At 49.3% G+C, this 20,083-nt stretch carries 18 protein-coding genes; 8 read left to right on the top strand and 10 right to left on the bottom strand.

What is annotated here, in order from left to right; translation table 11 throughout:
• Positions 1-125: 125 nt before the first annotated feature.
• Entirely contained in the window at positions 126-3,026 is a 2,901-nt protein-coding gene (gene gcvP, locus ACGHZ6_RS19205; protein WP_390615642.1) for an aminomethyl-transferring glycine dehydrogenase, read from the top strand.
• A 146-nt stretch (positions 3,027-3,172) separates the two neighbouring features.
• Here gcvP and yacG read toward each other — a convergent pair whose 3' ends face one another.
• From yacG to pilB, 5 genes are all read right to left on the bottom strand, one after another.
• Complete coding sequence (gene yacG, locus ACGHZ6_RS19200; protein WP_390615641.1) at positions 3,173-3,388, bottom strand: DNA gyrase inhibitor YacG; 216 nt, start codon at positions 3,386-3,388, stop codon at positions 3,173-3,175.
• 1 nt (position 3,389) lies between these two features.
• Positions 3,390-3,989 (bottom strand): dephospho-CoA kinase, encoded by a 600-nt coding sequence (coaE, locus tag ACGHZ6_RS19195; RefSeq protein WP_390615639.1) that lies wholly within the window; start codon positions 3,987-3,989, stop codon positions 3,390-3,392.
• Positions 3,990-4,109: 120 nt separating this feature from the next.
• Positions 4,110-5,015, bottom strand: coding sequence for a prepilin peptidase (locus ACGHZ6_RS19190; protein WP_390615638.1), 906 nt, complete (start codon positions 5,013-5,015; stop codon positions 4,110-4,112).
• Positions 5,016-5,038: 23 nt separating this feature from the next.
• Positions 5,039-6,250, bottom strand: a complete 1,212-nt coding sequence (locus ACGHZ6_RS19185) for a type II secretion system F family protein (protein WP_390615637.1) — start codon at positions 6,248-6,250, stop codon at positions 5,039-5,041.
• Between the two features lie 18 nt (positions 6,251-6,268).
• Entirely contained in the window at positions 6,269-8,002 is a 1,734-nt protein-coding gene (pilB, locus tag ACGHZ6_RS19180) for a type IV-A pilus assembly ATPase PilB (RefSeq protein ID WP_390615636.1), read from the bottom strand.
• Positions 8,003-8,335: 333 nt separating this feature from the next.
• On the opposite strand from pilB, the gene ACGHZ6_RS19175 reads away from it, so the two are divergent.
• Together ACGHZ6_RS19175 and ACGHZ6_RS19170 are read left to right on the top strand one after the other, a co-directional pair.
• Positions 8,336-8,926 (top strand): prepilin-type N-terminal cleavage/methylation domain-containing protein, encoded by a 591-nt coding sequence (locus ACGHZ6_RS19175; RefSeq protein WP_390615635.1) that lies wholly within the window; start codon positions 8,336-8,338, stop codon positions 8,924-8,926.
• Between the two features lie 79 nt (positions 8,927-9,005).
• Positions 9,006-9,752, top strand: a complete 747-nt coding sequence (locus ACGHZ6_RS19170) for a hypothetical protein (protein WP_390615634.1) — start codon at positions 9,006-9,008, stop codon at positions 9,750-9,752.
• Positions 9,753-9,797: 45 nt separating this feature from the next.
• Here ACGHZ6_RS19170 and nadC read toward each other — a convergent pair whose 3' ends face one another.
• Positions 9,798-10,655 (bottom strand): carboxylating nicotinate-nucleotide diphosphorylase, encoded by an 858-nt coding sequence (gene nadC, locus ACGHZ6_RS19165; protein WP_390615633.1) that lies wholly within the window; start codon positions 10,653-10,655, stop codon positions 9,798-9,800.
• A gap of 91 nt (positions 10,656-10,746) precedes the next feature.
• A complete protein-coding gene (locus ACGHZ6_RS19160) occupies positions 10,747-11,277 on the bottom strand; it encodes a TIGR02281 family clan AA aspartic protease (RefSeq protein WP_390615632.1) in 531 nt (176 codons plus the stop codon).
• A 415-nt stretch (positions 11,278-11,692) separates the two neighbouring features.
• On the opposite strand from ACGHZ6_RS19160, the gene ACGHZ6_RS19155 reads away from it, so the two are divergent.
• The 4 genes from ACGHZ6_RS19155 to ACGHZ6_RS19140 all read left to right on the top strand — a co-directional run bounded on the left by ACGHZ6_RS19155 (position 11,693) and on the right by ACGHZ6_RS19140 (position 16,446).
• Positions 11,693-14,029 (top strand): DUF1631 domain-containing protein, encoded by a 2,337-nt coding sequence (locus ACGHZ6_RS19155; protein ID WP_390615631.1) that lies wholly within the window; start codon positions 11,693-11,695, stop codon positions 14,027-14,029.
• Between the two features lie 79 nt (positions 14,030-14,108).
• Entirely contained in the window at positions 14,109-14,696 is a 588-nt protein-coding gene (gene ampD / locus ACGHZ6_RS19150) for a 1,6-anhydro-N-acetylmuramyl-L-alanine amidase AmpD (RefSeq protein ID WP_390615630.1), read from the top strand.
• Positions 14,697-14,816: 120 nt separating this feature from the next.
• A complete protein-coding gene (gene ampE, locus ACGHZ6_RS19145; RefSeq protein WP_390615629.1) occupies positions 14,817-15,659 on the top strand; it encodes a regulatory signaling modulator protein AmpE in 843 nt (280 codons plus the stop codon).
• Positions 15,660-15,726: 67 nt separating this feature from the next.
• Positions 15,727-16,446 (top strand): TetR/AcrR family transcriptional regulator, encoded by a 720-nt coding sequence (locus ACGHZ6_RS19140; RefSeq protein WP_390615628.1) that lies wholly within the window; start codon positions 15,727-15,729, stop codon positions 16,444-16,446.
• A gap of 301 nt (positions 16,447-16,747) precedes the next feature.
• Here the strand turns inward: ACGHZ6_RS19140 and ACGHZ6_RS19135 are convergent, their stop codons facing one another.
• A complete protein-coding gene (locus tag ACGHZ6_RS19135) occupies positions 16,748-17,887 on the bottom strand; it encodes a transposase (protein ID WP_390615627.1) in 1,140 nt (379 codons plus the stop codon).
• A gap of 174 nt (positions 17,888-18,061) precedes the next feature.
• Between ACGHZ6_RS19135 and ACGHZ6_RS19130 the strand changes: the two genes are divergently transcribed.
• Positions 18,062-18,544 (top strand): YajQ family cyclic di-GMP-binding protein, encoded by a 483-nt coding sequence (locus tag ACGHZ6_RS19130; protein ID WP_390615626.1) that lies wholly within the window; start codon positions 18,062-18,064, stop codon positions 18,542-18,544.
• Between the two features lie 79 nt (positions 18,545-18,623).
• On the opposite strand, the gene ACGHZ6_RS19125 is transcribed toward ACGHZ6_RS19130, so the two are convergent.
• Both ACGHZ6_RS19125 and ACGHZ6_RS19120 read right to left on the bottom strand, forming a co-directional pair.
• Complete coding sequence (locus ACGHZ6_RS19125) at positions 18,624-18,884, bottom strand: hypothetical protein (protein ID WP_390615625.1); 261 nt, start codon at positions 18,882-18,884, stop codon at positions 18,624-18,626.
• A gap of 175 nt (positions 18,885-19,059) precedes the next feature.
• Positions 19,060-20,073, bottom strand: coding sequence for an ABC transporter permease (locus ACGHZ6_RS19120; RefSeq protein ID WP_390615624.1), 1,014 nt, complete (start codon positions 20,071-20,073; stop codon positions 19,060-19,062).
• Positions 20,074-20,083: the final 10 nt, after the last annotated feature.

Here is a 20,083-nt window from a genome sequence, read left to right as displayed (position 1 = left end):
CACCGCAGATAGAGACAAATGGCGATTGCTTCAGCCCCCTTCGATTGCTACCATTGCCGCCCAATTTTTACCCTGCCCACTTCTCTTTGTGGGTTGGTGTTTACTTACTCTGCAGGGCCTGAACTATGTCCAAAGCTGTTGTCAGCCAAACCTTGTCTGTACTGGAAAATCACGATGCCTTTATCGGTCGCCATATCGGTCCCAATGCCGATCAGCGCCAGGCCATGTTACAAGCGCTGGGGGTCAATAGCCTTGATGAGCTGATCGAGAAAACCGTACCGGCGGGCATTCGTAAAACCGATGATCTGGATCTGGCCGACGCCAAAGATGAAACCGCTGCCCTGGCGGAATTGAAAACCATTGCCAGCAAGAACCAACTGTTTAAAAACTACATTGGTATGGGTTACCACGACACCATCGTCCCAAACGTGGTGCTGCGCAATGTATTGGAAAACCCGGGCTGGTACACGGCCTACACCCCTTACCAGCCAGAAATCGCCCAGGGCCGCCTGGAAGGCCTGTTGAACTTCCAGCAGATGATTGTTGATTTAACCGGTATGGATCTGGCTAACGCCTCTATGCTGGATGAGGGCACTGCCGCGGCCGAAGCCATGGCCATGTGTAAGCGCCAGATGAAGAAGAACAAGTCCGACACCTTCTTTGTCGCAGACGACGTACACCCACAAACCCTTGCGGTCGTGAAAACCCGTGCCGAGCACTTTGGTTTTGAGGTGGTTGTAGGTAACCCGGATACCGATCTTGCGGATCTGGAGTGCTTTGGTGCACTGCTGCAATACCCCGGTTCTACCGGCCAGGTACGAGACCTGACCGACATTATTGAAACTGTTCACCAGAAGAATGCGCTGGTCACCGTTGCTGCCGATATTATGAGCCTGTTGTTGCTCAAAGCACCGGGTGAAATGGGCGCTGACGTAGTGGTCGGTACTAACCAACGCTTTGGCGTACCCATGGGCTTTGGTGGACCACACGCGGCATTCTTCGCCTTCCGTGACAAGTACAAGCGCTCTGCACCTGGTCGTATTATTGGTGTTTCCATCGATGCCAATGGCAAGCAGGCCCTGCGTATGGCCATGCAGACTCGCGAGCAGCATATTCGCCGTGAGAAGGCCAACTCCAATATTTGTACTTCTCAGGTGTTGCTGGCCGTGATGAGCGTGTTCTACGCCATCTATCACGGTCCTGAAGGTTTGAACCGTATTGCCAACCGTATCCACCGTTTGACGGCGATTTTGGCTGAAGCGCTGAAGGCTAATGGCGCCGAGCTGGCGTTCGATAATTTCTTCGATACCCTGACGCTGAACACCGGTGATAAAACCGCTGAGATTTACCAGCGTGCGCTGGATGCAGAAATTAACCTGCGTAATGTTAATGGTGAGCAGCTGGGTATCAGCTTGAACGAAACCACAACCCTGGCGGATGTGGAGCAGCTGGTAGCGGTTATCTGTGGCGCTGATACTGACCTGGCTGCGCTGGATGCAAAGCTGGCGGCTGAGAATAACGCAATTCCTGCCCAGCTGGTACGCGAACAGGACTATATGACCCATGAGGTGTTCAACAGCTACCATTCTGAAACAGAGATGTTGCGTTACCTGAAACGCCTGGAGTCCAAGGATGTGGCTTTGAACCACTCCATGATCCCTCTGGGCAGCTGTACCATGAAGCTGAACGCTACCGCTGAGATGATTCCAGTGACCTGGCCAGAGTTCGGCAAGCTGCACCCCTTCGCACCGATGGAACAGGCTCAGGGCTACAAGCAATTATTCGAAGAGTTGCAGTCCATGCTGGAAGCCTGCACCGGTTATGATGCGGTAAGCCTGCAGCCTAATGCCGGTTCGCAAGGTGAGTACGCCGGTCTGGTAGCTATCAAGAAATACTTCGAAAGCAAAAAAGAATTCGACCGCTCTATCTGCCTGATCCCCTCATCTGCTCACGGCACCAACCCCGCTTCTGCGCAGATGGTAGGCATGAAGGTTGTCGTGACCGACTGCGACAGCAAAGGTAACGTGGACCTGGATGACCTGAAAGCCAAGATCGAACAGTATGGTGAGCAGATCGCCTGCATTATGGTGACCTACCCATCCACCCACGGTGTATTCGAGGAAGGTATTACTGAACTGTGTGAAATGATCCACGCTGTAGGTGGCCAGGTGTATATCGACGGCGCCAATATGAACGCCCTGGTCGGTGTTGCCGCACCGGGTAAGTTTGGTGGTGATGTATCTCACCTCAACTTGCATAAAACCTTCTGTATTCCACACGGTGGTGGTGGTCCAGGTATGGGCCCGATTGGCGTGGGTGAGCACTTGAAGCCGTTCCTGCCTGCTCACCCGGTTCAGCCAGTGCCTGAGACTGAAGTAGACAATGGCACTATTTCCGCAGCGCCTTGGGGCAGCGCCTCCATCTTGCCCATCAGCTGGATGTATGTGAAGATGATGGGCAGGCACGGTATGAAGTCTGCGACTGAGCACGCCATCCTCAATGCCAACTATGTGGCCAACAAGTTGGCTGAGCATTACCCAATTTTGTATCGTGGCACTAACGGTTTTGTGGCCCACGAGTGTCTGTTGGACCTGCGTCCGATCAAGGAAGCCAGTGGCATTACCGAAGAAGATATTGCCAAGCGATTGATGGACTTTGGTTTCCATGCACCGACCATGTCCTTCCCGGTTGCTGGTACTCTAATGATAGAGCCGACTGAGTCTGAGTCTCAGGCCGAGCTGGATCGCTTTGTTGAGGCGATGATTATCATCCGCAAGGAAATTGCTCAGGTTGAAGCCGGTGAGTACAGCGCCGAAGATAATCCACTGCACAATGCACCTCACACTCAGGATGATGTGATGAACGCTGATTGGGATCGTGGTTATTCACGTGAAGTAGCAGGCCGCCCGGCCAGTTGGTTGCGTGATCACAAGGTGTGGCCAGCGGTTAACCGTATCGATAATGTGTATGGGGATAGAAACCTGATTTGTACTTGTCCGACCGTTGAGTCTTACCGCGAAGACTAAAGTTTGCAACAACCCATCTAGTGCCATTCCTGCGCAGGCAGGAATCCAGTGGCCTTTGGTGTTAAGTTTATAAAGCTAAGAACTGTCGCCATTGTAGATCTAAGTCACTGGGCTCCTGCCTTCGCAGGAGCGACGACTCTTTAATCTTAGTACTCCAAATCCTCTCCCATCACATCATCATAGGTTGGGTTGCCGGCAATTCGGTTCGATTCATCTGCCCAGTCGCCAAAATCAATCAACTTACAGCGCTCACTGCAAAATGGACGGTGAGGGGATTTCTCTGACCACTCAACCTCTTTCTTACAGGTTGGGCACTGTACAATTGTGGGCACTGTCTTGGAGGTAAGAGTATTCTCGCTCATACTAACCTTCTGCCAAAGTCAGGTAGCGTTGATGCAGCTGCTCAACCTGTCGGTCTAGATCTTCCAGGCTGCCATTATTTTCCACCACATCATCAGCATAACCCAGGCGAGTTTCCCGATTGGCTTGCGCCGCCATAATAGCTTTGACCTGAGCTTCGGGGTTGTCGTCGCGGGCCATAGTGCGTTCCAGTTGGACTGCTTCGGGAACATCCACAACCAAAATACGTTGCGTCAGCTGGCTCTGACCAGATTCAACCAGCAGTGGCGATACCAGTAGAGCGTAGGGGGATGTGGCGTTTTCCAGGCCGCTGATAATCTCTTCACGAATAAGTGGATGGGTTAGCTGTTCCAGCCATTTGCGCTCGTTTTCGTCGGCAAAGACTTTTTGGCGTAGCAGGGCTCGGTCCAAGCTGCCTTCAGGGGTAATTACTTCGGAGCCAAAGTGCTCTTCAATGGCTTGCAGGGCCGGGCGTCCGGGTTCAACTACCGCCCGGGAGGCCAGATCAGCATCCACAACGGTAATGCCTTTGGCGGCAAAGCGATCAGAAACGGCGGTTTTACCGCTGCCAATGCCGCCAGTTAATCCAATAATTAGAGTCATAGGGAGACCTCGTGGAGGCCAGAAGCAAAGTGGTGGTACATCAGTCAGTCCCGTCGCACCTGCGCAGGCAGGTGCTTAGTTTCTTTAGGGGTAGCGTCTTTCAGGAGGAATGCCGGGGGCTTATTGAATCCCGGCAAACTGCAAATACGATTGCGTAATCATATCGCCCCACATCAGCGCAATCCAGCCTGCAATCGCCAGATAGGGGCCAAAGGGAATAGGCACATTCTTATCGCGCCCCATAATGATAATACCGGCAATACCAATCACAGCACCGACCAGGGAAGACAAAATAATAATCAAAGGCAGTGCCTGCCAGCCCATCCAGGCCCCCAGAGCCGCCAGCAGTTTGAAATCCCCAAAGCCCATCCCTTCCTTGCCGGTCAGCAGCTTAAACAGCCAGAACACGCTCCAGAGCACCATATAGCCGGCTATTGCTCCCCACAGAGCTTGATCCAGCGGTATAAATAGACCATGGCCATCAAAGAAGGCGCCGCTGTTGAGGATCAAACCCAGCCATAGCAGCGGCAGTGTCAGACTATCGGGCAGCAGTTGGGTATCGATATCGATCATGGTTAGTGCGATTAGCACCCAGGTCAGCACAATGGCCGCACAGGCCTGCGGTGTGGCTCCCCATTGCCATGCGATATAACCGCTCAGCAGACCAGTCGCCAGCTCAACCAGAGGATAGCGTACGGAAATCGGCGTTTGGCAGTTGGCGCATTTACCCTTCAAAAACAGATAGCTGATGATAGGGATATTCTGCCAGGGTTTTACTGGTGTCCCGCACGAGGGGCAGTGGGAGTTGGGGGTGATTAGGTTGTAGGGGGTGTCGGAGTCGACTTGTTGTTCAACCTCCAGTAGCTCGCAGCAGTCGTGCTTCCACTCGCGCTCCATCATTTTGGGGAGGCGGTGGATGACGACGTTTAGGAAGCTGCCGACCAGTAAGCTGATAATTGAAGCGTAGGCAATAAAAAATCCGGGCCATTCGGTAAAAAATGGCCCGGCTGAGAGTGCTGAATTCATTGGGTGATTTCTAGCCTGCTTTGTTAAACAACTTGACCCATTTGGAAAATGGGGAGGTACATTGCAATCATTAGGCCGCCTACTAATACGCCAAGGACTGACATAATCATTGGTTCTAGTAGAGAGGTTAAGCTGTCTACCAAATTGTCTACTGCATCCTCGTAGAACTCAGCAACCTTATCGAGCATTTCATCCAGCGCGCCTGATTCCTCACCAATGGCTGTCATTTGAATTAGCATGGTGGGGAAAAGGCCTGTTGCCTTTAAAGAGGCGTTCAGTTGGATGCCTGTTGCGACTTCTTCCCGTACTTTATTGGTAGCTTTTTCATAAACACTGTTGCCTGTTGCACCAGCAACAGATTGTAGGGCGTCAATGAGGGGAACGCCTGCGGCGAAAGTGGTTGAAAGGGTGCGAGCAAAGCGGGCAACGATGGATTGGTAGACAATGTCTCCAACAATGGGGAGTTTAAGCATTGCTCGATCTACTGCTGCAGCAAAGGCTTCACTTCGTAGCGTTGCCTCTCTAAATACGAATACGCCTGCGACAATACAGACAAGGATTATTAGCCACAATTCTTGCACTACTTCGGATATATTTAGTACAAACAAAGTAAAAGCAGGCAGGTTAGCACCAAAGCTACTGAATGTTTCGGCAAACTGAGGCACAACCTTTACTAAGAGAATCCCGGTTACAATAAGTGCTACCACAACTACAGCTATGGGGTAGGTCAGAGCTTTTTTAATTTTAGCTTTGATTGCTTCTGTTTTTTCTTTGTAAGTAGCAATGCGGTCAAGCATGGTTTCCAAGGCGCCGGACTGCTCGCCTGAATCAACAAGATTGCAGAATAGATCGTCAAAATAGCGTGGATGCTTAGCTAGAGCGTTAGCAAATCCACCACCAGCAGCAACGTCGTCTCGAATTTTTAGCACAAGATCCTTCATGGAAGGGTTTTCAAGGCCGTCGGCAACAATCTCAAAGCTTTGTACCAGAGGGAGGCCTGCTTTCATCATGGTGGCCATTTGACGGGTAAAGATGGCGACGTCCTGAGGTGTGATTTTCTTGGCGTTACTGAATAAAGGTTTGGCCTTTTTGCGAACAGATTTAGCATTAATGCCTTTTTTAACAAGTTGGGCTTTAACCAGCGCTGAACTCGCTCCGGAGATTTCTCCCTCAACTTTGTTCCCTTTTTTATCCGTGCCTTTATATACAAAGACATCGGCAGATGCGGTGGCCATAATGAAAATCCTTAAGTATTAATCTTTTGTCACTCGATTTGCTTCTTCAAGGCTGGTTAGGCCTGTAGCTACCTTACGAAGAGCAGATATGCGTAGGCTGTTGAAGCCTTCTTCCTTAGCTTGCTGGGCAATTTGTAGGGCGTTTCCACCCTCCATTATAAGGCTGGATATCGTTGGTGTAATACGAACTACTTCATAAACTCCGACCCGGCCTTTATAACCTTTGCTGCATTGCGAGCAACCTTCTGGATTGGGATGGAAAATTTCAAGCTCTTCCCTCGCGACTCCAATATCATCAAAACCTTCTTTCGATAGTATGTCGTCTGGAATATCGGTAGCTGGTTTTTTGCATGTACCACAGAGTCGTCGAGCTAACCGTTGGGCGATAATCAGGCTGACAGTTGTTGCCACGTTAAACGCGGGGACTCCCATGTTTAACAAGCGGGTTAGGGTTTCAGGAGCGCTATTAGTATGCAGTGTTGAAAGCACCAAGTGTCCAGTCTGAGCAGCTTTAATACCGATTTCTGCGGTTTCCAGATCCCGGATCTCACCAACCATTACAATATCTGGATCCTGACGTAGGAATGAGCGCAGAGCCTCAGCAAAAGTAAGACCGACCTTGGGGTTAACCTGTACCTGGTTGATCCCTTCCAGGTTGATTTCTACCGGGTCTTCAGCAGTAGATATGTTGCGCTCTGGCGTATTTAGGATATTCAGCCCTGTATAAAGAGAAACGGTTTTACCTGAACCTGTAGGACCGGTTACCAAAATCATTCCCTGGGGTTGGTGAAGAGCATCCATATAGAGCTGTTTCTGGTCGTCTTCATAACCCAGTGCATCAATACCCAGTTTGGCGCTGCTGGGGTCTAGAATTCGCAGAACAATCTTTTCACCAAAGAGTGTCGGTAAGGTGTTTACCCGGAAATCGATAGCTCTGGTTTTAGTGATTTTCAGTTTGATGCGGCCGTCTTGAGGTACACGACGCTCAGAAATATCCATTTGAGACATTACTTTTAAACGCGCGGCAATACGTCCTGCCAGGTTGGTCGGAGGTTTGGCCATTTCCTGCAAAATACCATCAGTACGAAATCTTACTCGATAGGTTTTTTCATAGGGTTCGAAGTGAATATCAGATGCCCCGCCTTTAATAGCATCGAGAAGGACCTTATTGATGAATTTTACAATAGGTGCTTCATCGGCTTCGCTTCCAGCATCTTCTGCTGTCTCCCCGTCCTCATCGACTGCTTCGATATCCAGGCCTTCAAGGGATTCATCGTCCAGACCACCCAGCGCGTCACCTAGCGATTCCTCCTGCGCATTGAGGAAGGTGTCAATTGTTTTGGAGAGAAGGTCCCCTTCTACGAGAATTGCATCTGTGTTAAGTCCAGTATTGAACTTGATTTCGTCCAGTGCGTGCAAATTGGTGGGATCTGAGACGGCAAGAAAGAGTCTGTTGCCACGCTTAAAAAGAGGCAGTACGTGGTGCTTTTGAATTAATTTGGCGTCTACTAATCCTGATGGGATGGCTTCTGGGTTGATGGAAGATAAGTCCAGAATCGGAGAGCCGAACTCATCAGAAGCGGCATTGGCAATATCTCTGGCATTGATGCCGTCTTCAATGAGTTGAAAAACCAAAGGCAGTTTGGATTGTTTAGCCTGCTTAATGGCTGCTTCAGCTGCCGACTCGCTAATTAGATTATCGCTAACGAGGCGCCTTGCCAGACCGCTAATCGCTGTGGCAGGTGCATTCATAGTGTTCTTCCTGATCTCTGCGAATTCCGATGCCAGTATAAATATGCTAGCAAAGACTCTAAATATATATTCTAACTGTATGAAATGTCATTGTTTTTGTAAATGTTGATCCTTTTGGGGGGATTTAAGGTGAGTCGGACGAGGCGGGGTGACAAAAAGTGTCACTAAGTGATGAGGTTGGGGGCTGGTGGTAGGTGCGTAAGATGATAAAATTCGGTGGGGATATTGGTAACTTTCTGAAAGATAAGGTTTTTTTTGTTTTGGCCTAAGGGTTGCTTTGTAGTAGTCACGTTTCTCAACGCACCTGCTCGACTTTAATTTTGGAGTTTGACTATGAAAAAGCAACAAGGCTTTACTTTGATTGAATTGATGATCGTAGTTGCGATCATCGGTATTTTGGCTGCTGTAGCTCTACCTGCTTATCAAGACTATACCTCTCGTGCCCGTGTATCTGAAGGTATGGTAATGGCCAAGGAAGCTCAGACAACTGTTCAGGACAATGCAACTAATGTTACCCCTGCTGCTGTAGGCGGTTTGGGTGCAGGTTATGCTGTTAATGCTGCGGTTAACACCGTAACTACTGGTTGTAACACTGCGGGTGCCGGCCTGTGTACTCAGTTCCTGGGTAATGCTGCTGGTACTACTGGTTCTGCCAACGTGCAAACTATCTCTGTCGATAAAGCTAGTGGCGAAGTTATCATTACCTACACCAACCGTATCGCGCCTGCTGCTACCCAAGTGTTGACTCTTGTACCTCAAGCTTCTGGTGCAGCTCTTGCTTCGGGTGTTCGTCCTACTGGTACCATCATCTGGACCTGCTTCTCTGCTGACCGTGATGCTGCTAACCTTGCGGGTGATGTGGTTCAGCCTGTAAACGCGCCAACAATTACTCAGAACCTGACTCCTGCTGAGTGTCGCGGTTAATAACTTAATCGCTTAGAATAAAAAGGCCTCTTAGGAGGCCTTTTTTTATGCTTGTTGAAAACAATCTGGCGAGGATAGGGTGAATAAACAGCTGATAAAGCAAAAGTTAAAAGCCTTTGGCTGGCACTTTGGGGTTACGCTGATTATTGCCTGTTTGGGGGCGATACTTATCTTTGGAGTGTGGTACCCGGGGCAGTTGGCAGAATATGTTGGCGGCACTGAGCTATATAAGTTGGTGTTGCTGGTAGAGCTGGGAGTTGGGCCTTTAATGTCTCTGGTCATTTATAACCCGGCTAAGCCTAAATCAGAATTGGTAAGGGATTATTCCGTTATAGGTCTAATACAGTTGTCTGCATTGGTTTATGGTCTCTATGCTGTAGCGGAATCTCGTCCGGCTTACATCGTATTTGTTAAAGATCGACTAGAGGTGGTTACAGCGATTGATTTTGATTCTGAGGACTTTGCAGAAGCAAGCGATCCATACAATCAAATATCCTGGTTAGGCCCACGAAGGGTTTGCGTGGAATATCCTACTGATCCTGAAGAGCGCAACGAGTTGGTTTTTTCTGCTGTCTCAGGGAAGGATATTCAACTCTTTCCCAAATATTATCGAGGATGTAAATCGGGTGAGCTGGAAGCCAAGGTGTACCCTGCTCAGCAGTTAAAAAGTATCGCTCAGTTGAAAAGTTATAATTTTGTTGAGGGATTTCCTACAGGAGACTTTACTTGGCTACCAGTTAAACATCGATTTGGCGCATGGGTTGAAGTTTATCCAGAAGGGGATGTATCAAAAGGCTACTTTGTCGATATTAATCCCTTCGAGTAGCCTGTTATTGGTGAGCTATTGATTGTCGATGTGTGTTGGTTAGCCTTAGCTAAATCGCATCGACAAATCAACCGCCTCAACCCCCTTAGTTAGCGCCCCAATCGACACATAATCCACCTCGGTTTCTGCAATGGGGCGCAACGTCTGATCATTCACATTACCCGAAGCTTCCAACTTGGCCTGCCCTTTATTCTGCTTAACCGCTTCACGCATATCTTCCAGACTAAAGTTATCCAGCATCACAATATCAGCCCCTGCATCCAGCGCTTCCTGCAGTTCCACCAGATCTTCAACTTCCACTTCCACCGGTTTACCGGGTGCATTCTTCTTGGCGGTCTCAATCGCCTGCTGAATGCCGCCACAGGCCGCAATATGGTTTTCTTTGATCAAAAAAGCATCATATAAGCCAATGCGGTGGTTGTAACAACCACCTTGAGTCACGGCGTACTTCTGAGCACTGCGTAAACCAGGGATGGTTTTACGGGTGTCCAGAATCTTGATATTGGTGCCTTCCACAATCTTGGCGTATTGCTGGCAGCGGGTAGCAACACCTGATAATAGCTGCAGGAAGTTGAGCGCTGTGCGCTCTCCGGTCAACAGGCTACGGGCGTTGCCCTTGAGACTGAATAGGCGGCTATCCCCCATGACCTGGTCGCCATCTTGGGCGTGCAGGGTGACTTCGACACTGGGATCGAGTTGTTTAAACACTTCCTCCACCCAGGGCAGGCCAGCGACGGTGCAGTCTTCGCGGGTGATGATATAGGCTTCTGCCTGTTCATCTGCGGGTATCAGACCTGCGGTGATATCGCCATCTTTGATGTCTTCGGCCAGGGCGGCTTTGACGCTGTTGATCATATCTTCAACAAGGCCGGGGATCTGGCTATTGGCGAAATCGGTGCTCATGGTGTTACTGCCTGTCTCTATCTAATCGGAACGGCGGCAATTCTATCAGTAAATGGTCGTTTGGTGCAGGTTTGGCAGCTGATGAAGGGGGTTAGTCGTACTGCCGCAGTATCAGCTGGCCATTGCGCTGGGTGAATTCCACCTGTTTGAGGGCGCTCATACCCAGGAGGATCGCCTGGTCTTTCATGGCGGGGTTGATGCTGGCGCGGACATTGGTGAGATGAATGCTGCCCAGATCCAGGGTGTTCAGGCGGGTTGAGAAGACTTCCACTATACCGTTGGCGGTTTGGGCATAACCACTGGGGCCCTTTTGTAATTTGAGCTTACTGGCAAGCTTTGCGGGAATAACCACATCGGTTGCACCGGTATCCAGTAGAAAGGTGACCTCTTGGCCGTTGATTTTGCCGTTGGCTACGTAGTGGTGGCGACGATTACCTTCCAGGATAACTTCCCGAATACCGTTGTTGACTGAGCTGGAGGGATCTTGGTTGGGGTTGTTGCGCTGTTCTTCCCAGTTGCGAAAAAACAGGGTGAGCAACCCCAGAGCCACCAGCCAGGCGAGGATCAGCATGCCCTTGCCAAAGGGTTGAGTATCGGAGTGTGGGGATTGTTGGCCTGACATAAACAAATCGTCGTTACGTTCGTTAACTTATATTCGGCGTTAGTTTATATACGTGCCGTTATAAGTGATGGATTTTTATTCGATTGCAGAGTGAATTTAACACACTTTATATAGGTAATGGTTCTAGATTTTTGCAATGTGCTTTATAGAGATTATAACCAGTCCAAGACTATGATTATCTATGTGAATTGATTCTCGAACTGAGACAGTAACGCTAGTTTGTCAGTGACTCCTGATTATACTTGCGGTTGCGGACAAATCTTTCAGGGATGAACATTGAATAGGATGTGGTTTTATAAGAAAGCTTATAAAACACAAATGTAGAGATAAGCGCATGTCTGGCAAGGCAAAGGTTATTCCCCTCAGTCAATCAGCCCGGAATTCTGACAAAAAATCAGATAGGGAGGGCGAGCGCGTGGCTCAGTCTCTGGTGCGTTTACCTGCCCCTATTCATCAGGTACGTGAAAAACTGCAGCGTTTATTAAGAAAGCCTTTGGCCACGGTGTTTGAGAATACCGATGATGCTCTATTCGAATTGGCTGACAAGGCCACCAATAATCAGGAACAAAATTTATACTTTGAATCCATGCGCGAGGTCCGCTTGCGTCGCCGTAAGTTGGAGCAAAGTTTTTGGTCGCGTATTGATCAAGGTTTTACATCTTTACTGTGTTCCAATCAGGACGAATCTTCATTAGACGATCTGTCCGGCTCTATGGATGATCTAACCCTGGTCGAACATGAAGAACTGGAACGTCAGGTTGCCGTTGAAGCGATGGCAGCTAAAGCCTTGGAGGCTTCAGCTGACACTGTGCAACAAATTAGTCTGCGGTTTAGTGCTTTGGTACCCGCAAAAGTTTACGTCAGTAATAACCCTGTTGGTCCCGAAGCGCTGTGCAAGGCGTTTTCAGCAGAAGTCGATCCGCTTGATATTGATATCAAGGCACAGCTCGTGTTACTGAAGCTGTTTGATAAACATGTACTGGTTCATTGTGCGAAAGTCATGACCATTTTGAACCAGGTGTTGATCGAGCATAATGTTCTGCCTTCTTTAACTAGCTCACGGCAAAAAAACAAGCGGCAAGGTGCGGCACATCAGACCGCGATGGGAAGTGCCCAAACGCCTTATATGGGAAATTCTGTCGGAGCAGGGCAAGTTGGCGATGCAAATTCTCAGGTACTGGATCAGTTACGTGGTTTGTTAGGGGCTGCCAATAATACTGTTGCAAGCGCAGTGCCTGGAGGTGTGGGTAATAGTCCGGTAGCTTCTATTCCTCTGTCGGATTTACTTGGGGTGTTGGGTCATATTCAGCATCGACAGGATTGGGGACACTCTCCTCAAGAGGTTTTATTAAAACCGCAACAGCTGCAGGGGTTAATCGAAGGCAATTTGTCCCAGCAAGGCATGCAAAAGTTGCGTGCGGTTGACCAGGATGTGATTAACCTGGTCAATATGTTATTCGAATTTATTTTGGAAGACCGTAACCTGCCGGTGCCAATGAAGGCATTGCTTGCGCGTTTACAAATACCGATGTTAAAAGTGGCTATCGCCGATAAGAGTTTCTTTAATAAAGGTACTCATCCCGCCAGGCGTTTGTTAAATGAACTGGCAACGGCGGCGTTGGGTTGGCAGGAACCAGAACTAAAAGACAATGCTAAAAATGGGGAGCAGCGCAAGGATCCCCTGTACCGCCAGGTAGAATCTACCATTACCCGTTTACTGGAAAACTTCGAAACGGATATGGGCATCTTTGATGAGTTGCTCACTGAGTTTTTAGCGTTTATTGATAAAGAGCGTCGTCGCGCCAGCATTTTGGAGCGCCGCACCCTGGATGCTGAAGATGGCAAAGCCAAGGCCGAGGCCGCACGAGCCAAAGTCGATGAGGCTATGACCGAAAAGGTGGGTGGCATGGTGCTACCAGAGGTTGTTGGTGAGCTGCTGCAGGGCCCTTGGAGTAATGTTTTGTTCCTGGTGTGCTTAAAGCAGGGTAAGGACAGCGAAGAATGGGACAATGCCATAGCTGTTGTGGATGACCTTTTGTGGTCGGTAACTGTTCAGGTGGGCGCACAAGAGCGTACCCGCTTAATCAAGTTGTTACCGGATCTGTTACAGCGACTGCGTAAAGGCCTGGAGCAGATTTCCTATAACCCGTTTGAAATGACCAAACTGCTTAAGCGCTTGGAAAAAGTTCACCTGCTGCAAATCAAAGGCATGCAGCAGCAAAGTCCTGAAAAAGTGGACGTTAAGCCGGTTGCCGACAAGCCTGCTAAAGCAATAGTTAAAGAGAAGGCGGTTAATCACCAGGGTGATACCCTTACTGAGTTATCGCGGCCGTCAAATACGCCTGCATTATCCACAGAAACTAAACCTGTAGAGGTTAAAGCTGAGGAAACAGTTTCTACGAAGGCTGCAGCCCCTATTTCCCATACTCCAAAACAACAACCCCGCGAAGCTGAAGTTCATATCGACGATAAATACCTGCGACAAGTCGATAAGCTTACCCAAGGTTGTTGGTTTGAAATGAGCGAATCTGAGGATAACCGTTATCGTTGTCGCTTGGCAGCCATAATCAAAAGTGTCGATAAATATATCTTTGTAAATCGCAATGGTATGAAGGTGGCTGAAAAAGGTCATACAGAGTTGGCGCAGGCTTTACAGTCTGGAAAGTTACGGCAGCTGGATGATGGCATGTTGTTCGATCGGGCGCTCGAGTCTGTGATTGGCAATCTGCGTCAGGCCAAGGCTGGACTGTAAACCTGAGGAGTAAATGACCGGCTTGTAAAAAAAGGCCCGACTGCCATAATGGGATTTTCCGGCACGGGCGTATTCTCGGTTGACTCACTCACCTAAAACCTCACTTACCGCGAATTACACCATCACCAATGGCTGGCTTGATCAGGCCCGTCGTGTGCCTTCCCCCAATTTTAATCAGCGCCCTGCTGATCAAATTGTAGATTTGCTGGTGATTCACAATATCAGTTTGCCTCCAGGTCAGTTTGGTACGGGTTGTGTTGAAGCGTTCTTTTGTAATCAGCTGGATCACACTGCCCATCCCTTTTTTGAAGAAATTCAATCCCTGCAAGTCTCGGCACATCTATTAATAGAACGTACGGGGCAGGTGGTGCAGTTTGTCAGCTTCGATGATCGGGCCTGGCATGCTGGGCAGTCCTGTTTTCAGGGGCGTGAGGGCTGCAATGATTTTTCCATCGGTATTGAGCTGGAGGGTACTGACGATACCCCATACACCGATGAGCAATACCAGCAGTTAGTCGCGATTACCTGCGCTTTGCAGCAGGCTTATCCTTCCATCACAACCACAAATATTCAGGGGCATGCCGATATCGCCCCTGAGCGAAAAACAGACCCGGGGCCCGCCTTTGATTGGGTGCGTTACCGTCAGGCACTGAGCAGCGTTGATTAATCTTGTCTGTAAGGTTGATCTTTAATCAGATCAATCTTACATTCTCTACATCTGGTTATTGTGCTGGTTGTTGCTGCTTCAAGGTAAAAAGGTAAAGGGATCTGGTAAGGGAGATAACCCATGGTGTTTCTGGCAATTCTGATCGTCTACGGCGTGATTCAGTACGGCGATGGTGGCCGTGCTTTACAGCATGATCAATGGTTTTATCGCTGGAGCCAATGGGTTACCAATTTGGGGTTGCCCGGACATGAACTCATCGTTTCATTCATTGTGCTGGTACCCGTGCTGGCCTTGGCCTTGGCGCTGAATATTGTCGCTGGCATCTCCAGCTGGTTGCTGCTTGTTTGTGCCGTACCGCTGCTGCTCTATAGTTTAGGGCGAAGTGAACTTTCTACCCCCATTCATGAGTACGTCGCAGCCTATCGTCGCAATGACAATGTGGCGGCTACAGAGATTGCCATCTCCCTTGGGGTGGAAGTTGACGACGATGATGGCTGGTGGGCGCTGCACCGGGGTATGTTACAGGCTGCCGGTTACCTTGGCTTTGAGCGCCTGTTTGCAGCCTTGTTTTGGTTTGTATTGCTGGGCCCCGTGGGCGCCGTACTCTACCGTCTGTTGGCGCTAACCTGTGAGAATCAGGAATCTTCCAGTGAATTGCGCCATACCGCTGCCCGCGCGCTGTGGTTAATGGAGTGGCCTGCTGTGCGTGTGTTGGGCCTGAGTTTTGCACTCAGCGGTAATTTTGTCGGCTGCTTTAATCACTGGCGCGAAGAGCTGTTGGGGTACCGTCGCTCAACTGCCAGTGTGCTGGAAACCGCGATTCACGGCGCCCTGAATGTGAATTCTACCGATGTGACTCAGGAAGATATCACCGAGAAAGAGCTGGAAGCACTATTACCACTCCTGTCCCGCACCATGATTCTCTGGCTTTGTATTCTGGCGATACTGACGATTGTGGCATAATAATGGGATTATCGGGTCGTTCTAGGACAAAGTTGCATGCGACCTAGTTGTTTTATGGAGAATCCTTTTGTCATCCGTTCCCGGAGAGCCAGATATTGTGGTCTCTCAACCAGAGTCTCAGCCTTCGCCAGAAGGTGCTAAAAAAAGCCGCCGTGCCCGTGGTGAACAGACTCGCCTGAAGATCCTCGAAGCCACCTTACGGGTAATCGCTGCCCATGGCTTGTCTGCGGTGACGCACCGGGCAGTAGCGAAAGAAGCGGATGTTAGTCTGTCGCTAACCACCTATTACTTTAAAGACCTGCAGGAGCTGTTGCTGGAGGCCTTTGCTCACCATAAAAATATCCTCCACGATGAAATTGTCCTCAAAGTCGGCGGCGTGCTGACCAAGGTGGCGGAATACAGCCCAGAACAGTTACAGAGCGAGGAGCATCGCGAGCAGCTTATTTGCCAGATCATTGATGATATGGTGGATTATGTCCAAGAGTGCCTGGATAACCCCCAGGGCACCCGGGTGGAGATGGCCTTTTTCTTTGATCTGCACCTGCCTGAAAGCTTCCGCCGCTTTGCCTACGAGCAGCGTCAACGCATCTTAAAGCCACTGGTAGGCTTCTATTCCCTTATTGGTTCTGAGACCCCCGAGGTTGATGCAGACATTCTTGCGGGCACTGTACAGCGCTTACAATACGAGGCACTGGCTGTGCCTGATGCCTTTGATACCGGGCGTATTCGGCAGGAAATTGGCCGTGTGGTGATAGCGCTGGGTACCGAAATGTCGCAATTGCGGTAAAAAATGTCAGTCCGCTTGGCTCTTGGCCTGTGGCGGTTATTGCTGCTTAGGCCATTTTGTAACTCTATGATTTTAAAGGCTTTTATGAGTTTGTGGCGGCGCCGAAATTAGGCTTGACCAAGGCTTGGTGCGGGCATATTATGGGATAACTTGCTGGCTTGACTGTACGAATATACAGTTCTCCTCTATGCATGGATGCCACTAACACCGAACCTAGAGCTGCATTCCCGGTAGGCCAGCAAGTCCACTTCTCGATCCTGCTCCTGTATATTTGCTAAGCTACTTTAGCTTCCAGTATTTCTTATTGTTGGGCCGCTATTTCTGCTTCTATCGCTGCGTCTATCTCGGCTTCTATATCCTCGGTAACGGGTGTCATATCCAGTTGGTCGGACAGGTCTTGTTCTTCTTGTTGAATACTCGCAATTTCACCGTCGATAGAATCTTCAGATGTGTGTGGTTCGTCCTCCGTTTCAAACGGTGTTTCCTTATCAATCTCATCTTCTCGCCAAGGCTCAGGTGCAGGGCCAATCTCTTTTTCAAGAGCGATAGTCAGGCGGTGCAGGGACAGTGATTTCTGTTGTTGCAGGTAGCGCATGCTACTTTCAAGCTGTTCTTGATCGATCTGCAGTTCTTTTGAGAGGGTTTCCAGTCCGCATACCTGCCATTGCTGTGCCAGGCTGGCGATAACGGCTTTGACTTCATTCATGAGCCGCTGACGACGCCACAGGTGCAGGTCGCTGGTTGAAATCTGATAGTCCTGGCAGACAAACGCCACTAACCACTCAAGGTCTGGCTGCCAGGAGGTTTCTTGCTCAAGAGGCTCTTGTATAGCGTTAAGAGGGGCTCCAGAGTCTTGTTTGTTTTCGATATGTGCCCAATGCTTCGGTGCGGGAGCCATAAACTGGCTATAGCGCCGGATCTGGCTGGCACGCTGGTTGGCAATACGGTTTAACAGGGGAGAAGCTAGAAACCAACGCGGATGTTGATTACTGCGGTTCAGGTAGAGTTTATGGCTGGACCAGGGGTAAATCGCGGGATCTGGAACCAGCTTGCCTGCAACAGGTAAGTGATGAATCTGGTGGCTTAACTCGGCAAAGTCCTGAAACGGATCGACTTTGTGGCACAGCATACGTTTGTTGAATAGGCTGCCATTACGTTGCTGCTGTTCATTGTAAAGCTGGGTATAGGCGTGCTGCAGCCATTGGCCGATAGCCTCGGCATTCTCATCCGGCGCATGAATTAACCAGTGAATACTGTGAGGCAATAGGCAAAATACCAGCGTGGAAATCTGTTGCTGCTGAGAAATGCAATCAAAGAGATCCAGCATTTGCGCATAATCTGCCCGTTGGGCAAACAGTGGTCGTTGGCCGTGGCTGTTAAATTGTAGATAGTGCGTGTTGGATTCTGTATCGGTATTTACAGAGGGGGTTGGGATGGTCATTGGCGCCTACAAGCTCCATGTTCATGTCTCAAACAACAGCAATCGTCATTTAATAATAGTTGAAACCTGGCTAAGTGCCTCTGTTATTATTCCTCCTTTATCTAACAAGCCAAAAGGCGCTATCCATAGCGATTAATCCATAGTGATTGATGTGCCACAAAGCAGGAGAATCGAATGGCCTCGTTTGATGTAGTTTCAGAAGTTGATAAACATATTTTGACCAACTCGGTGGATCAGGCGAACCGTCTTATTGGCAATCGCTTCGACTTTAAAGGGGTGGATGCCAAGTTCGAGCGCAACGATTTTGTTGTCATTATTTGGGCCGAAGTAGATTTTCAGTTGGAGCAGATGCTGGATGTACTGAAGAGTAGTCTGCACAAAAACAAGATCGATATTAAGTGTCTGGAGGTGGCTGACCCTAAACCGCTGGGTAAGCAGGTGCGCCAGGAAGTTACTGTTCGCACTGGTCTGGACAGCGATCTATGTCGCAAGATTGTCAAATTGATTAAAGACAAAAAGATGAAGGTGCAGGCGCAAATTCAGGGCGATCAGGTACGGGTTACGGGTAAAAAGCGCGATGATTTGCAGGCGGTTATCGCCATGTTACGCGAAGCCGATATTGAAATGCCGCTGCAATACAATAATTTCCGCGACTGATTTCGGGAAAGCGCCAGGCATAAAAAAACGGGTCTTAACGCTTATCATTAAGACCCGCTTAAAAATCTTCTTAAAAAGCTTAGGCTTTTTTCTTACACGCTTTCTTGGCAGTGCGCATTTTGGACTTGGAGCACAGGGACTCGTCAGTCAGACACCACTCTTTAGTTCCTTCGAAACGGATGATTTCGCGTGGAGTTTTGCTGCCGCTGCAGCTAACGCTTACGATGTCGTAGCTACGACCGTCAGAGTGGGTACCAGTACCTGCAGGCTTCAGGCCTTTAGGGCCTGCAACGGCAGATGCAGTAAAGGTGATCAGGGCAAGGGCGATTAACTTTTTCATGGTTTACCTCAAACTTCTAATGGGTGACGGCTCGTAATACCAGATCGAGCTGTCGGACTTATAAGCAATATTGTGCGGGCGTGATTATAGGGGCCTCAAAGTGAGCTTCCTATAGCCAGATCGAACAAAAAACGCCCTTCGGATGTAAAGAATTGTTGATTTGGGTGAAAACTGATCAGTCAGATCTCCATTTGAACAGATTTGCGGCAATTGTGAGGAAGGCGATCGTCATTCCAATGAGAATCAGCAGATGTTGGCTAATGTCTGCCAAGCCTGCACCTTCCAGCATAATAGCGCGAGCGGCCTGTACCATATGGGTGAGTGGCAGGAAATCCGATGCGGTTACCATCCACTCAGGCGCACCATCTAGAGAGAACCAGATTTCAGATAGCAATAACATAGGAAAGGTTAAAAAATTTAGCAGGCCATTGGCCAGTTCTTCACTGGCCAGGCGGCTGGCGATAATCAGGCCCAGTGACAGAATACACACATTGCCCAGGATGGCGACCAACAATAGGTTGAGGTAGCTACCCAGCATCAGGAAATCCAAAAAGAAATCGCTGGCGATATAGACCAAAACACTGACGATCAACATGATCACCAAGCGCGATAAAATTTGCGCGCCTAAAAAGTTGAGCGGTGACACGGGTGTTGCCTGCAGGCGTTTCAGTACGCCGTTTTTACGGTAGCGCACAATGACATAGCCTACGCCAAACAATCCACTAAACATCAGGTTCATGCTCAAAATACCGGGAATAGCCCAGTCAATATAACGGACCTGGCGGCCAGCCAAGCTGTTGGTTTGCCAGTTTTCCGGTGTTGCAGAATCACCTTGCGCTAGCAGTGCTTGCAGTATGGCGCCACGCTGGGATTGAGGGTTAACCCAATATTCTTGTGTACCGCTTAAATCCAGCAGGATATCAATCTGGTGGTGGCGAATTTTGGTAAAGGCACTGTCTGATTTTTCAATGGCAATGGGCTGGATATAGTCCACTTGTTGAAAGGCTGAGGGAAGCTCGGCATTTTCTGGAAAGTAGCCCACTTTAAATAACGGCTTTTCACCACCGGAAAAGGCCAGGCTTACCACCGCAATAATCAGCGGCGGCATAATAAAGGACCAGGTCAGTGAGCCCTTATCGCGGTAGTATTCTTTATTGCGGGCAAAGAATAGCGCCAGAAGTTGTTTCATTTAACCTGCT

This window comes from Maricurvus nonylphenolicus (assembly GCF_042854845.1).
GTDB lineage: Bacteria > Pseudomonadota > Gammaproteobacteria > Pseudomonadales > Cellvibrionaceae > Maricurvus > Maricurvus nonylphenolicus.
Note: the sequence above shows the minus strand (reverse complement) of the source record. Positions and strands in the feature narration are given on the sequence as shown.

Bases quoted from the DNA above. Each gene is read 5' to 3' on its own strand.
- ACGHZ6_RS19175 (WP_390615635.1), top strand. From the start codon at position 8,336: ATGAAAAAGCAACAAGGCTTTACTTTGATTGAATTGATGATCGTAGTT.
- ACGHZ6_RS19120 (WP_390615624.1), bottom strand. From the start codon at position 20,073: ATGAAACAACTTCTGGCGCTATTCTTTGCCCGCAATAAAGAATACTAC.
- ampE (WP_390615629.1), top strand. From the start codon at position 14,817: ATGGTGTTTCTGGCAATTCTGATCGTCTACGGCGTGATTCAGTACGGC.
- nadC (WP_390615633.1), bottom strand. From the start codon at position 10,655: ATGAGCACCGATTTCGCCAATAGCCAGATCCCCGGCCTTGTTGAAGAT.
- ACGHZ6_RS19125 (WP_390615625.1), bottom strand. From the start codon at position 18,884: ATGAAAAAGTTAATCGCCCTTGCCCTGATCACCTTTACTGCATCTGCC.
- ACGHZ6_RS19130 (WP_390615626.1), top strand. From the start codon at position 18,062: ATGGCCTCGTTTGATGTAGTTTCAGAAGTTGATAAACATATTTTGACC.
- ACGHZ6_RS19185 (WP_390615637.1), bottom strand. From the start codon at position 6,250: ATGGCCACCGCATCTGCCGATGTCTTTGTATATAAAGGCACGGATAAA.
- yacG (WP_390615641.1), bottom strand. From the start codon at position 3,388: ATGAGCGAGAATACTCTTACCTCCAAGACAGTGCCCACAATTGTACAG.
- coaE (WP_390615639.1), bottom strand. From the start codon at position 3,989: ATGACTCTAATTATTGGATTAACTGGCGGCATTGGCAGCGGTAAAACC.
- ACGHZ6_RS19135 (WP_390615627.1), bottom strand. From the start codon at position 17,887: ATGACCATCCCAACCCCCTCTGTAAATACCGATACAGAATCCAACACG.
- ACGHZ6_RS19160 (WP_390615632.1), bottom strand. From the start codon at position 11,277: ATGTCAGGCCAACAATCCCCACACTCCGATACTCAACCCTTTGGCAAG.
- pilB (WP_390615636.1), bottom strand. From the start codon at position 8,002: ATGAATGCACCTGCCACAGCGATTAGCGGTCTGGCAAGGCGCCTCGTT.
- gcvP (WP_390615642.1), top strand. From the start codon at position 126: ATGTCCAAAGCTGTTGTCAGCCAAACCTTGTCTGTACTGGAAAATCAC.
- ACGHZ6_RS19190 (WP_390615638.1), bottom strand. From the start codon at position 5,015: ATGAATTCAGCACTCTCAGCCGGGCCATTTTTTACCGAATGGCCCGGA.